At 74.7% G+C, this 13,118-nt stretch carries 10 protein-coding genes and 1 tRNA gene; 3 read left to right on the top strand and 8 right to left on the bottom strand.

Translation table 11 applies throughout. The features are described 5' to 3' along the window. Positions 1-11: 11 nt before the first annotated feature. The 5 genes from NXY84_RS15345 to NXY84_RS15325 all read right to left on the bottom strand — a co-directional run bounded on the left by NXY84_RS15345 (position 12) and on the right by NXY84_RS15325 (position 6,940). Entirely contained in the window at positions 12-1,277 is a 1,266-nt protein-coding gene (locus NXY84_RS15345) for a pyridoxal phosphate-dependent aminotransferase (RefSeq protein WP_258723921.1), read from the bottom strand. A gap of 65 nt (positions 1,278-1,342) precedes the next feature. Continuing rightward, positions 1,343-1,468 (bottom strand): molybdopterin oxidoreductase, encoded by a 126-nt coding sequence (locus tag NXY84_RS15340; RefSeq protein ID WP_141372749.1) that lies wholly within the window; start codon positions 1,466-1,468, stop codon positions 1,343-1,345. Positions 1,469-1,539: 71 nt separating this feature from the next. After that, positions 1,540-2,070 carry a hypothetical protein gene (locus NXY84_RS15335; protein WP_258723920.1) on the bottom strand — a complete coding sequence of 177 codons (531 nt, stop codon included), beginning with the start codon at positions 2,068-2,070 and terminating at the stop codon, positions 1,540-1,542. A gap of 214 nt (positions 2,071-2,284) precedes the next feature. After that, the gene (adhE, locus tag NXY84_RS15330; protein ID WP_258723919.1) at positions 2,285-5,020 is read right to left on the bottom strand and encodes a bifunctional acetaldehyde-CoA/alcohol dehydrogenase; all 2,736 of its coding nucleotides are present in this window, start codon (positions 5,018-5,020) and stop codon (positions 2,285-2,287) included. 249 nt (positions 5,021-5,269) lie between these two features. Beyond that, positions 5,270-6,940: a cation:proton antiporter gene (locus tag NXY84_RS15325; RefSeq protein ID WP_258723918.1), complete on the bottom strand. Its 1,671-nt coding sequence runs from the start codon at positions 6,938-6,940 to the stop codon at positions 5,270-5,272. A gap of 141 nt (positions 6,941-7,081) precedes the next feature. Here NXY84_RS15325 and idi point away from each other — a divergent pair, with 141 nt between their 5' ends. After that, positions 7,082-7,612 carry an isopentenyl-diphosphate Delta-isomerase gene (gene idi / locus NXY84_RS15320; protein WP_258723917.1) on the top strand — a complete coding sequence of 177 codons (531 nt, stop codon included), beginning with the start codon at positions 7,082-7,084 and terminating at the stop codon, positions 7,610-7,612. Positions 7,613-7,625: 13 nt separating this feature from the next. Here the strand turns inward: idi and NXY84_RS15315 are convergent, their stop codons facing one another. From NXY84_RS15315 to NXY84_RS15305, 3 genes are all read right to left on the bottom strand, one after another. After that, on the bottom strand, positions 7,626-8,750 hold the full coding sequence (locus tag NXY84_RS15315) for a winged helix DNA-binding domain-containing protein (RefSeq protein ID WP_258723916.1): 1,125 nt from the start codon (positions 8,748-8,750) through the stop codon (positions 7,626-7,628). Positions 8,751-8,820: 70 nt separating this feature from the next. Continuing rightward, positions 8,821-8,893: transfer RNA gene (locus NXY84_RS15310), tRNA-Arg, on the bottom strand. A 71-nt stretch (positions 8,894-8,964) separates the two neighbouring features. Beyond that, positions 8,965-9,618: a FadR/GntR family transcriptional regulator gene (locus NXY84_RS15305; protein ID WP_258723915.1), complete on the bottom strand. Its 654-nt coding sequence runs from the start codon at positions 9,616-9,618 to the stop codon at positions 8,965-8,967. 261 nt (positions 9,619-9,879) lie between these two features. Between NXY84_RS15305 and argS the strand changes: the two genes are divergently transcribed. Continuing rightward, complete coding sequence (argS, locus tag NXY84_RS15300) at positions 9,880-11,559, top strand: arginine--tRNA ligase (protein WP_258723914.1); 1,680 nt, start codon at positions 9,880-9,882, stop codon at positions 11,557-11,559. Beyond that, the gene (gene lysA / locus NXY84_RS15295; protein ID WP_258723913.1) at positions 11,556-12,911 is read left to right on the top strand and encodes a diaminopimelate decarboxylase; all 1,356 of its coding nucleotides are present in this window, start codon (positions 11,556-11,558) and stop codon (positions 12,909-12,911) included. The genes argS and lysA overlap by 4 nt, the downstream gene beginning before the upstream one ends. Positions 12,912-13,118: the final 207 nt, after the last annotated feature.

Raw genomic sequence — 13,118 nt, 5'->3', positions numbered from 1 at the left:
GGGCGACGGCCTCAGCCGCGCGCCGCACCCCACGCCGTGAGCCGCTCGACCGCCTCGCGCAGCACGGGCTCGCGCTTGACGAACGTGAACCGCACCGAGGTGCGCAGCGCGGCGTCGGCCGCCGAGCCCCCGTGCACGAACGCGCTCACGGGCACCGCGACGACCCCCGCGAGCTCCGGCAGCCGCCGGCACAGGGTCGCGCCGTCGGACACGTCGGCGCCCGCGCGACCCGAGGCGATCAGCGCCGCGGCGTCCGCGACCACGAAGTAGGTGCCCTGCGGACGCACGACGTCGAACCCGGCGGACGCGAGCCCCGCGCACAGGAGGTCCCGCCGCGCGGCGAGCGACGCCGCGAGGTCGCGCACCCAGGTGGCGTCCGGCCCGTCACCGGCCTCGAGCCCGAGCGCGAGCGCGACCGCGGGCTGGAACGGCGCGCCCGAGACGTACGTGAGGAACTGCTTGACCGTCCGGACCGCCTCGACGAGGTGCGCGGGCCCGCTGACCCAGCCGATCTTCCAGCCGGTGAACGAGAACGTCTTGCCCGCCGAGGAGATCGTGAGGGTGCGCTCGGCCATGCCGGGCAGCGTCGCGACGGGCACGTGCACGGCGTCGTCGAACACGAGGTGCTCGTACACCTCGTCGGTCACGACGAGCGCGTCGTGCTCGGTCGCGAGGCGCGCGACGACCTCGAGCTCGGCGCGCGTGAGGACCGCACCCGTCGGGTTGTGCGGGGTGTTGACCAGGACGAGGCGCGTCCGGTCGCTGAACGCGGCGCGCAGCGCGTCCTCGTCGAGCCGGAACCCGCCCGGCGTGGCCCGCAGCGCCGCGGTCGTGTGCGTCGCGCCCGCGAGCGCGATCACGGCGGCGTAGGAGTCGTAGAACGGTTCGAGCGTGAGCACCTCGTCGCCCGGGCCGGCCAGGGCGAGCACCGCGGCGGCCAGCGCCTCGGTGGCGCCCGTCGTCACGAGCACCTCGCGGTCCGGGTCCAGCGCGAGGCCGTAGCGGCGCTCCTGGTGCGCCGCGACGGCGTGGCGCAGCTCCGGGGTGCCGGGGCCGGGTGGGTACTGGTTGACGCCCGCCGCGATCGCGTCCTGCGCCGCACGGGCCACCGAGGGCGGCCCGTCGACGTCGGGGAAGCCCTGGCCCAGGTTGAGCGCGCCGGTGCGCACCGCGAGCGCGGACATCTCCGCGAACACGGTGGCGCGCGCCCGGCCGTCCGCGTCCAGCAGCCCGGTCGCGCGGGCGACGGCGCGCCAGCGTCCCTCGTCGGTCGGCATCGGTGCTCCTGTCCTCGGCGGGCGACCCGACGAGGATAGGGCTGCGTGCCCGGGGTCGGTCGGGGTCAGCCGATCCCGGCCGCGCCGGTGACGCCGGCGGCGACGACGAGCACGAGCGAGCCCCACGCCGACAGGACCCACCACTCGACGTGGCGTCGCCGCGTGCTGCGCGGCATCTCCTGTGTCTCCATGCCCAGAAGATCGGCAGCGGTGCCGCGTGAGACAACAACCGGGCTGCGGGTTCAGCCTCTGCGCGGGGATTTCACCCGTCCGTCGCCACGGCTCCCGCGATCTGGTTGCGGAGCTTCTCGACCTCGGCGGAGAGCGTCTCGAGCGTGACCTCGGCCTTCGTGTCGGTCGAGTCGATCGCCGACTCGACCTGCGTGCGGGCGTCCGCGAGCGCGGCCTCGGCCGCAGCGAGCTCGTCGCGCGTGGCCTGCGTCGCCTCGGCGCCCTCGGCGGACGCCGCGTCGAGCGCGGCCTGTGCCTGGTCGACCGCCGAGTTCGCCCCCGTCACCGCCTCGCCGACCACGGCGCCCGCCTGGTCGTCGAGCCTGCCGACCTCGGCCTGCGCGTCGGTGATCGCGTTGCGGACCTCCTGCGCCTCCGCGTGCGCCGCGTCGATCTGGCCCTGGAACGAGTCGATCGCCGCCTTCGCGTCGTCCACAGCGGTCTCGGCCTGGTTCGTGAGCTCCTGCGCCTCGGCGCAGCCGGTCAGCGCGAGCGCGCCCGCGAGCGTCAGGACGGGCAGGGCACGAGCGGCGCGGCCGGGACGGAGGGATGACGTGCGCACGGGTGGCTCCTCACAGGTCGGGTGCCCCCAGTGTGCCCGGAATGTCCCCTGCCTGCCGCCGGTGTGCCGCGCCTCGGACAGCGCGCCGCCCCGCCCCGGCCGGCCGGTGGGCCAGGACGGGGCGGGGCGTGGGGCATGGCGGCGCCCCGCCCGCGCGGCCGGTGGGCCCGCGCGGACGGGGCGCCGCGGCGAGCAGCCGGACCCGAGGATGGGGTCAGGCGGGGACGGGCGTGTCCGTCCCGGCCGAGGTCACGGCCTCCTGGGGTGCGTCACCACACGCACCCTGCTGCTCGCGGCGGCCTCGGACGTCGGCGAGCGACGTGCCGTAGTAGGCCGCAGTCATCAGGTCCTTCATGTCGGCCAGCATCGGCATCCGCGGGTTCGCGGGTGCGCACTGGTCCTCGTAGGCCCCCATCGCCACCTCGTCGAGGCGGCCCAGGAACTCCTGCTCGTCGACGCCCTGCGCCTGGAAGGACGCCGGGATGCCGACCTTGGAGCGCAGCGCCTCGACGGCCAGGGCGTAGGACTCGACGCCCTGCTCCGGGGTCTGCGCCGGGAGCCCGAGCATCGCCGCGATCTGCTGGAAGCGCTCGGGGGCGACGTAGTGCTCGTACTTCGGCCAGCTCGTGAGCTTAGTCGGGACGGTGCCGTTGTAGCGGATCACGTGCGGTAGGAGCGTCGCGTTCGTGCGTCCGTGCACCAGGTGGTGCGTGGAGCCGATCACGTGGGCCATCGCGTGCACGATCCCCAGGAACGCGTTCCCGAAGCTCATCCCGGCGATCGTCCCGGCGTTGTGCATCTTCTCCCGCGCGTCGGCCGTCTCGGGCGCGCCCGGCGTGCCGTTCACGCTCTGCGCGAGGTTGTCGAAGATGAGGCGGATCGCCTGCAGCGCCATGCCGTCGGTGAAGTCGTTCGCGTAGACCGACACGTACGCCTCGGTCGCGTGCGTCAGGGCGTCGAAGCCCGAGTCGGCGGCGAGCGAGCGCGGCATCTTCGCGGTCAGGACCGGGTCGATGATCGCGACCGACGGGGTCAGCGCGTAGTCGGCGAGCGGGTACTTCTTGCCCGCGTCGGGGTCGGAGATGACCGCGAACGGCGTGACCTCGGCGCCCGTGCCCGACGTCGTCGGGATGCAGACGAGCTGCGCGAGCTCGCCGAGCACCGGGAACTTGAAGGCGCGCTTGCGGACGTCGAAGAACTTCTGCTTGAGGTCCGAGAAGGTGATCTCGGGGTGCTCGTACAGCAGCCACATGACCTTCGCGGCGTCCATCGGCGAGCCGCCGCCGAGCGCGATGATCGTGTCGGGCCGGAAGTGGCGCATCTGCGCGGCACCGGCCTGGACGGTCCGGACGCTCGGCTCGGGCTCGACCTGGTCGATGATCTGCAGCGCGACCTTGCCGGGGCGGCGGTTCAGGACGTCGATGATCTTGTCGACGAAGCCGAGGGTCGTCATGGTCGCGTCGGTGACGATCGTGACGCGCGCGACGTCGGGCATGTCCGTGAGGTAGCGGATCGCGTTCGGCTCGAAGTACGTCTTCGCGGGGACCTTGAACCACTGCAGGTTGTTGTTGCGCCGGCCGATCCGCTTGATGTTCACGAGGTTGACCGCCGAGACGTTGTTCGAGACCGAGTTGCGCCCGTACGAGCCGCAGCCGAGGGTCAGCGAGGGGATAAAGGCGTTGTAGATGTCACCGATGCCGCCGAGCGAGGACGGTGCGTTGGTGATGATGCGGACCGCCTTGCAGCGCGTGCCGAACTCCTCCATGAGGGCCTCGTCGCGCGTGTGGATCGCGGCGGAGTGGCCGAGGCCGTCGAACTCGACCATCTGCTCGGCGTAGGTGAGGCCCTGCTCGGTCGTCGTGGCCTTGAGGACCGCGAGGACGGGGCACAGCTTCTCGCGCGTCAGCGGCTCGTCGGGGCCGACGCCGCCGACCTCGACGAGGATGATCGAGGTGTCGGCCGGCACGGAGAACCCGGCCTGCGCGGCGATCCACTGGGGTGACTGGCCGACGACGGGCGCGTGGAGCTTCGCCTCGCCGCAGCTCGTGCCCTTGGCCTCGACGCCGAAGATGAACTTCTCGAGGAGAGCCTTCTCCTTCGCGCTCGCGCGGTACGCGTGCAGGACCGTGAACTCGGCCATGGCCTCGTCGTAGATCTCGGCGTCGATGATGACGGCCTGCTCCGAGGCGCAGATCATGCCGTTGTCGAACGCCTTGCTCAGCACGACGTCGTTCACGGCGCGCTTGAGCTTCGCGGTCTTCTCGATGTAGGCGGGGACGTTGCCCGCGCCGACGCCGAGGGCCGGCTTGCCGCACGAGTAGGCGGCGCGGACCATCGCGTTGCCGCCGGTCGCGAGGATGAGCGCGACGCCGGGGTGGTTCATGAGGGTGTTCGTCGCGGTGAGCGACGGCGTCTCGACCCACTGGATGCAGTCCTCGGGGGCGCCGGCGGCGACCGCGGCGTCCCGCACCACGCGGGCGGCGGCGACAGAGGAGGCCTGCGCGGCGGGGTGGAACGCGAAGATGATCGGGTTGCGGGTCTTGAGCGCGATGAGCGACTTGAAGATCGCGGTCGACGTCGGGTTCGTCACGGGGACGACGCCGCAGATGACGCCCACCGGCTCGGCGATCTCGGTGATGCCCGTGATGTCGTCGGTGCTGATGACGCCGACGGTCTTGAGCGAGGACATCGAGTTGGTGACGTGCTCGCACGCGAAGATGTTCTTGACGGCCTTGTCCTCGAAGACGCCGCGACCGGTCTCCTGAACCGCGAGGACCGCGAGCTCGCCGTGCTGGTCGAGAGCAGCGACGGACGCCTTCTTGACCAGGTGGTCGACGTCCTCCTGCGTGAACCGGGCGTACTCGGCGAGCGCCTTCGTGGCGCCCGCGACGAGCGCGTCGATCGCGGTGGTGATGCCGGTGTCGGTCCCGGTCTCGGTGGTGCTGCTCACGGGGTGCTCCCCACGTCTCGTCGGTGTGCGGTGAGGGCGTCCTCGACCTCGTGACACCCACGCTAGGAGCGGGTCCCGGCGGATCCCTGCGCCGAAGGTCCCGATCGTCCGGGGCCTGGGCGGCGCTCGCGGCGACCCTGCAGACGCGGGTCGGCGCCGCCTGGGACCGGGGTCCTACGGCGGTCGCCGACCGTCCCGGGCGTGGTGTCGTGGACGTCGCCGCGAGCGGCTCCGTGCGCCCCCGGCGCCTCAGACCCGGTTGACCCACGACGCCGCGAGCGCCTCGTCCTCGAGGTCGAGCTCGCGCAGCACGCGGCGCATCACGGCCTCGTCGAGCTCGCCCGCGTCCCGGCGCTCGACGAGCACCTCGCGCTGCGCCCGCACGAGGTCGCGGCGCAGCTGCTGCCCGCGCCTGCCGGCCAGCGGGGCCGGCACGAGGCGCCCCGGCGCGGCGTCGCCGTCCTCGCCGCGCTGCGTCCCGCCCTCGGGGTCGATCATCGCGGCAGCCGCCTGCGCGCGAGCGGTCGTCGCGCCGACGAGGCGCTGGACGAGCCGGGCGGCCTGCTCGTCACCGAGCTCGCGCGCCCACTCCGGGGTCCGCTGCTCGAGCACCCGCCGGACGGCGGCCGCGGTCGCGACCCGCAGCTCGGCCTCCTGGGACGCGTCGCGTGCGGCCTCCTCCTGCGACCCCACGCCGAGCCGGCGGATCACCCACGGCAGCGTGAGGCCCTGGAGCAGCAGCGTGCCGATCGCGACGGTGTACGCGACGAGCTGCAGCGACGCCCGGTACGGGAACTCCTCGCCGTCCACCTCGGCCGGCACCGCGGCCGCGGCGGCGAGCGTCACGACGCCCCGCATGCCGGCCCACGAGACCACGGCCGACTCGCGCGCGGTGAGGAGGTCCGCGGGCCGGTCGCCGGGCGCACCGGCGTGGCGGCGACGGCGCACGTGCCCGGTCGCGAGCACGTACAGCGGCCGCACGAGCAGCGCGGTCGCGAGCACCGCGAGCGCGACCAGCGCGGCGCTCCCGAGGCCCTCGTGCGAGCTGCGGACGTCGTCGATCAGCCACGGCAGCTGCAGGCCGATGAGCGCGAACGTGAACGCCTCGAGCGGGAGCACGAGCGTCGACCACAGCGGCGTCTGGAACAACCGCGTCGCGTACCCGGCGCGCGGCGCGGTGTGCCCGAGGTACAGCCCCGCGGCGACGACCGCGAGCACGCCCGAGCCGCCCAGCGCCTCGGCCGACCAGTACGCGGCGAACGGGGTCAGCAGCCCGACGGCCGACGCGACCACCGGGTCGTCGAGCCGCATCCGCAGCCCGTGCACGACGACGCCGAGCGCGAGCCCGAGAGCGACGCCGACGACGACCGCGAGCGCGAAGACCCCCGCACCGCCCGAGAACGCCGCCGTGCCGGTCGCGACGGCCGCGAGCGCGACCTTGTACAGCGTCAGGGACGTCGCGTCGTTGATCAGGCTCTCGCCCGAGAGCATCGACATGACCCGCCGCGGCAGCCCGAGCCGGCGCCCCACCGCGGCGGCGGCCACGGCGTCCGGCGGCGCCACGACGGCGCCGAGCACGAGCGCGACGGCGAACGGCAGGTCGTCGACCAGCAGCCACACGACGAGCGCGACGGCGAACGCGCTCACGAGCACGAGCCCGACGCCGAGCCGCAGGATCGGCCCGACGTAGCGGCGGACGTCCTGGTACGAGCTCTCGGTCGCCGCGGAGTACAGCAGCGGCGGGAGCACGAACTCGAGGATCAGCTCGGGGTCGACCTCGAAGCGCGGCACCCCGGGCACGAACGACACGGCCAGCCCGACCGCGACGAGCACGAGCGGTGACGGCCACCCCCAGCGCCGGCAGGCCGCGGTGACGGCGACGGCCCCGACGACGAGGACGAAGATCTCGACGTGGTGCATGCGGCTCCCCGACCGGTCGGCGTGCGCACGAGCCTAGGTCGGGGCCGCGGCCCGCGCGCGGTCGCCTTGCAACCGCGCGCGCGTGATGCGCTACTGGACGGCGCGGCCCGTGGGGGTCGTCGACCCGCGGACAGGAGACCCATGGCTGAGCAGGACCACGTCGAGCTGGTCGACCCCGACGGGACGGCGTCCGGCGTCGCGCTGGTCTCCCAGGCGCACGCCGCCCCCGGGCTCCTGCACCGCGCGTACTCGGTGCAGCTCGTCGACGGCGAGGGGCGGCTCCTGCTGCAGCAGCGCGCCGCCGTGAAGCGGCGCTTCGCCGGCCTGTGGTCGAACTCGACGTGCGGGCACCCGGCCCCCGGCACGACGCTGGCCGACGCCGCGCGGGTCCGGGTGCGCGAGGAGCTGGGGGTCGACGTCGACGGGCTCGTCGAGGTCGGCGCCTTCCAGTACAGCGCGCCCGACGCCGCCTCCGGGCACGTCGAGCGCGAGCACGACCACGTGCTGGTGGCCCGGTTCGACGGCGCGCTGTCCCCGGACCCGGACGAGGTGTCCGACGTGCGGTGGGTCACGCGCGAGGAGGCCGCGGGGCTGGTCGCGGCGGGGGAGACGACGCCGTGGTTCGCCCAGGTGCTCGCGCTCGCGTCGCCCGAGGTGCCCGCGCGGGGCTGAGCGGCCCGCGCCGCTACGACGTCGTGCCCTCCGTGCCCTCCGTGCCCTCGATGCGCTCGAGCGGCCGGCCCAGGACCGCCGCGAGCCGGGCGACCTCCGCGTCGAGCTCGTCGGCCGCGACCGGGCCGGGGTCCACCGACGTCCCGACCGTGCCGCCGCGCACCGACCACGTGCCGACCACGACGCCGCCGTGCACCACGAGGTCCGCGCCGCGGCTGACCCGGGCGCGCAGGTCCGGGGGCACGACGTGCGCGTCCGCGGTGCCGGGGCCGAGCACCCACTGGTCGTACCGCGGCAGGAGCCGCACGGCGTCCGAGGGCCCGGCGGCGGTGAGCCCGTCGAGGTCGCCGCGCACGACCCACCGCGGCTCGCCCTCGACGTCGACGGCCGCGAGCCGGTCGCCGCAGGCCTCGACCCAGCGTCGGACGTGCGTCCGGCGCACCCCGAGACCCTCGACCAGCCAGTACGCGAGGTTCTGCTCGGACGCGGGGCCGTACGCGCGGACGTACTGCTCGACCGCGCGCGGTCCGGCCTCCTCGACGTCGGGCAGCCCGGGCCACCCCGGCCGGGTGTCGAGGCGCTGGAGCGTCATCGCGCCGTCCCGGGCCGGACCGAGGCTCACGTCGCCCTGCCACGCGAACGGCTTGAGGAAGGTCGCCGCGGGGTCGGTGAACGCCGCGACGAGGTGCGCGAACCGCGGCTGCGCCGTCACGGCGGCGGCGAGCTCGGCGCGCGTCAGCGGCCCGCCGGTGAGCGCCGCACGCACGGCCGCGCGCAGGTCCGGCCAGTCGTCCGGGGCGAGCCCGTAGAAGCTCTGCCAGCCGGGCCGCTCCCACATGCGGCTCGCGGCCCGCAGCGCGAGCGTGCCGGCGGCGTGCTCGGGCGTCATCAGGTGCACCGCGCCGCGGTGGGCGAACGTCCGCACGAGCCGGCCCTCGTCGAGCGCGCGGGCGACGTCGCCCGGGGCGGACGACCGGAGGCGCGTGCGGAGGCCCAGCTCCGCCGAGGAGGGGTCGAGCTGCGCGGCGACCGCGCCGAGGGTCGCGACGACGTCGACGACCGAGGTGCTGCCGACGGGCTCGAGGAGCTGGCGCTGCAGGCGCCACGCGAGCGCGCCCGGCCACGTGAGGGAGACCATCGGCCGACGCTACTGCGCCGTCACGCGGCGGGGAGGACCCGGCGGGGACGTGCCGGGTGACGAGGAGGGGTGCCCGCGAAAGGACTCGAACCTTCGACCTTCTGCTCCGGAGGCAGACGCTCTATCCACTGAGCTACGCGGGCCTGCGCCGGTGGTGCTGGCGCGGTGCACGACACTACCAGCCCCGGCGGGCCGCCGGTCCGGTCGTGCGGGGTCAGCCGCGCCCGACGAGCGCCGACAGGTACGTCTCGACCTCGGTCATCGCGGTCTCCTCGTCCCCGGCGGCGATCGCGGCGACGAGCTCGTCGTGCCCCGCGTCGCCCAGCGCCGGCCGCTCGAAGTTGAACCGGATGTTCTCGCTGATCGCGTCGATCAGGCTCTCGTAGAGCGAGAGCAGCACCGGGTTGCGGGCCGCGCGCGCGATCGCGAGGTGCAGCGCGAGGTCGGTGCTCACCATCTCGTCGAGGTCGCCGCCCGCGTGCGCGACGGCGCGCTGCTCGCGCAGCCGCTCGAGCGTCGTGACGTCGGTGGCCGTGCGCCGCCGGGCCGCGAGCCGCGCCGCCTCGACCTCGAGGCTGCGCCGGACCTCCACGACGTCGCGCTGGCGCGCGTCCGCGATCTGCCGGCCCATCGTGACCGCGAGCTCGGACGTCGAGAGCACGTACGTCCCCGAGCCCTGCCGCCGCGCGAGCAGCCCGGCGTGCACGAGCGACTGCACCGCCTCGCGCACGGTGTTGCGCCCGACCCCGAGGAGCTCCGCGAGCGCGGGCTCGGGCGGGATGCGGGTGCCGACGGCCCACTGGCCGGAGGTGATGCGCTGGCGCAGCGTGTCGACGGCGTTGTCGATCAGCCCGGTGCGGCGTGTCATCCCGTCCCTCTTCGCGTCCGTGACGACCTGCCGCGGTGCGGGCCGCAGGTCGAGTGCCGGTGCAGTCAACACCGTGCACGGTGGTGACCGCCAGGGACCGGGGACCCCCGGACCCGGACGGGCGTCCGGCACGCGCGGGCGGCGGCGCGCGTGGACGTCCGTCGCGGGCGCCGGGGCCGGACGCGTGGGCGGACGCCCGGGGAGCGCCCGAGCGGCGGAATCCTGTCGGGGTGCCCGGCGCGCGCTCGGTACCCTGGGTCGGTGACCCCCGCTGAGCTCTCCCAGGCCCTCCGTGCTGCCCTCGTGGCGGCGGTGGACGACGGCACGTTCGCCCTCGACGCCGCGCTCGTCCCCGCCGAGGTCCACGTCGAGCGACCGCGGCAGCGCGAGCACGGCGACTGGGCGACCAACGTCGCGATGCAGCTCGCGAAGAAGGCCGGCACCAACCCGCGGGCCTTCGCCGAGGAGCTCGCGCGCCGGCTCGCCGAGCACCCCGGCGTCGCGAAGGTCGACGTCGCCGGTCCCGGCTTCCTCAACATCACGCTCGACGCGGCAGCGGCCGGCGAGCTCGCGCGCTCGATCGTCGAGCAGGGCGCGGCGTACGGGCGCAGCGAGACGCTCGCGGGTCAGCGGATCAACCTCGAGTTCGTCTCGGCCAACCCGACGGGCCCGCTGCACATCGGCGGCGTGCGCTGGGCGGCGGTCGGCGACTCGCTCGCACGCGTGCTCCAGGCGTCCGGCGCCGACGTGACGCGCGAGTACTACTTCAACGACCACGGCGCGCAGATCGACCGGTTCGCGCGCTCGCTCGTCGCCCGGGCCCGCGGCGAGGAGGCCCCCGAGGACGGCTACGGCGGGCAGTACATCACCGACATCGCCGAGGCCGTCGTCTCGGACGCGCTCGCGGCCGGCGAGCCCGACCCCCGCACGCTGCCCGACGCCGAGGCGGTCGAGGCGTTCCGCTCGCGCGGCGTCGAGCGGATGTTCGGCGAGATCAAGGCCAAGCTGCACGACTTCCGCGTCGACTTCGACGTGTACTTCCACGAGGACTCGCTGCACGAGTCGCGGGCCGTCGAGCGCGCGATCGCCCGCCTGCGCGAGCTCGGGCACATCTTCGAGACCGACGGCGCGACGTGGCTGCGCACGACCGAGTTCGGGGACGACAAGGACCGCGTCATCGTCAAGTCCGACGGCGAGGCCGCGTACATCGCGGGCGACCTGGCGTACTACCTCGACAAGCGCGAGCGGGGCTTCGACCGCGCGATCATCATGCTCGGCGCGGACCACCACGGGTACATAGGACGGATGATGGCCATGTGCGCGGCATTCGGCGACACCCCGGGCGTCAACCTCGAGATCCTCATCGGGCAGATGGTCAACCTGCTCAAGGACGGCGAGCCGGTCCGGATGTCCAAGCGGGCGGGCACGATCATCTCGCTCGACGACCTCGTGGACGCCGTCGGGATCGACGCCGCCCGGTACGCGCTCGCGCGCTCGGCGGCGAACTCGCAGCTCGACATCGACCTCGACCTGCTCGCGAGCGCGACCAACGAGAACCCCGTGCACTACGTGCAGTACGCGCACGCCCGCACGGTGGGCGTCGGGCGCAACGCGGCGGACTCCGGCGTCGACCGCGCCGCAGGCTTCGATCCGTCGCTCCTCGACCACGAGGCCGACGCGGTGCTGCTGGGCCTGCTCGCACAGCTGCCGCGCGTCGTGACCCAGGCCGCGGAGCTCCGCGAGCCGCACCGCGTCGCCCGGTACCTCGAGGAGGTCGCCGGCGCCTACCAGAAGTGGTACGAGCTGCGCCGCGTCACGCCGATGGGCGACGAGGAGGTCACGGACGTGCACCGCACGCGGCTGTGGCTCAACGACGCGACCCGCCAGGTCCTCGCGAACGGTCTCGAGCTCCTGGGCGTGAGCGCGCCCGAGCGCAAGTGACCGGCTCGCCCTGGTCGAGCGGCGTCGCCCGCACGGCCGACGGCGCGGTCGCGGTCGCGGGCGTCGACGTGCGCGCGCTCGCCGCGGAGCACGGGACGCCGGCGTACGTGCTCGACGAGGCCGACTTCCGTGCACGGGCCCGGGCGTACCGCGACGCGTTCGCCGCGGCGTTCGAGCCGCTCGGCACGGGCGTCGACGTGTACTACGCGGGCAAGGCGTTCCTGTCGGTCGCCGTCGCGCGGTGGGCCCACGAGGAAGGGCTGCGCGTCGACACGTCGACGGGCGGCGAGCTCGCGGTCGCGCTGCGCGCGGGGCTGCCCGGCTCGGAGATCGGGCTGCACGGCAACAACAAGTCGGACTCGGAGCTCGCGCGCGCGCTCGACGCGGGCGTCGGCCGGATCATCGTCGACTCGCTCGGCGAGGTGGAGCGGGTCGCCGAGGCGGCGCGTGCCCACGGTGAGGGACCGGCGCCGGTCATGGTGCGCGTCACCACGGGCGTGCACGCGGGGGGCCACGAGTACATCTCGACCGCGCACGAGGACCAGAAGTTCGGTCTCTCGCTCGTCGCCGGCCCGGACGGCGGCACGAGCCCCGCGATGACCGCGCTGCGCGCCGTGCTCGCCACGCCGGAGCTCCACCTGCTCGGCATCCACTCGCACATCGGCTCGCAGATCCTCGACCCGTCGGGCTTCGAGGTCGCCGCCCGCAAGGTGCTCGCGCTGCGCGCCGAGCTCGCGCGCGACACCGGCTACCTCGTCCCCGAGGTCGACCTCGGCGGCGGCTACGGGATCGCCTACGTGCCCGGGGAGGTCCCGCTCGACCCGGCCCGCGTCGCGAAGGACCTCGCGTCGACGGTCGACGCGGTGTGCGCCGAGCTGTCCACGCCGCTGCCGCGCCTGTCGATCGAACCGGGCCGGGCGATCGTCGGGCCCACGACGTGCACGCTCTACACGGTAGGCACCGTCAAGCCGGTCGCCCTCGACGACGGACGCACGCGGCTGTACGTGTCGATCGACGGCGGCATGAGCGACAACATCCGCCCGGCGCTGTACGGCGCGGCGTACCACGCGGAGGTCGTCTCCCGGACGAGCAGCGAGGCGGGCGTGCTCGCGCGCGTCGTCGGCAAGCACTGCGAGAGCGGCGACATCGTGGTCCACGAGGTGCAGCTGCCCGCCGACGTGCGGACGGGGGACCTGCTCGCGGTCGCCGCGACCGGTGCGTACGGGCGCTCGATGGCCTCGAACTACAACCACGTGCCGCGCCCCCCGGTGGTCGCGGTGACGGACGGCGCGACGCGCGTCCTCGTCCGCCGCGAGACCGAGGACGACCTGCTGGCGCTGGACCAGGGCTGAGGTCCCCGCGGCCGGGCCCCTATCCTGTGACCCGGCCCGACGGACCCGCGTCGCGCGCGTGCTCACGAGCGCGTGGTGCGCGGGCCCAGGGCCGGACGAGACCGACGCACGACCCCACAGACGACCGAGCGGGCGCAGCCCCGAGGCGGAGGCCGACGCAGTGACAGCAGCCGACGGGCAGGCAGGCGCCCCGACCGACGAGCGCAC

The sequence above is a fragment of the Cellulomonas sp. NS3 genome (assembly GCF_024757985.1).
Classification (GTDB): Bacteria; Actinomycetota; Actinomycetes; order Actinomycetales; family Cellulomonadaceae; genus Cellulomonas_A.
This window is presented reverse-complemented; position numbering and strand designations above follow the sequence as displayed.

Excerpts from the sequence above, each read along its gene's own strand:
- NXY84_RS15345 (WP_258723921.1), bottom strand. The coding sequence starts at position 1,277 with ATGCCGACCGACGAGGGACGCTGGCGCGCCGTCGCCCGCGCGACCGGG.
- NXY84_RS15340 (WP_141372749.1), bottom strand. The coding sequence starts at position 1,468 with ATGGAGACACAGGAGATGCCGCGCAGCACGCGGCGACGCCACGTCGAG.
- NXY84_RS15325 (WP_258723918.1), bottom strand. The coding sequence starts at position 6,940 with ATGCACCACGTCGAGATCTTCGTCCTCGTCGTCGGGGCCGTCGCCGTC.
- idi (WP_258723917.1), top strand. The coding sequence starts at position 7,082 with ATGGCTGAGCAGGACCACGTCGAGCTGGTCGACCCCGACGGGACGGCG.
- NXY84_RS15315 (WP_258723916.1), bottom strand. The coding sequence starts at position 8,750 with ATGGTCTCCCTCACGTGGCCGGGCGCGCTCGCGTGGCGCCTGCAGCGC.
- NXY84_RS15305 (WP_258723915.1), bottom strand. The coding sequence starts at position 9,618 with ATGACACGCCGCACCGGGCTGATCGACAACGCCGTCGACACGCTGCGC.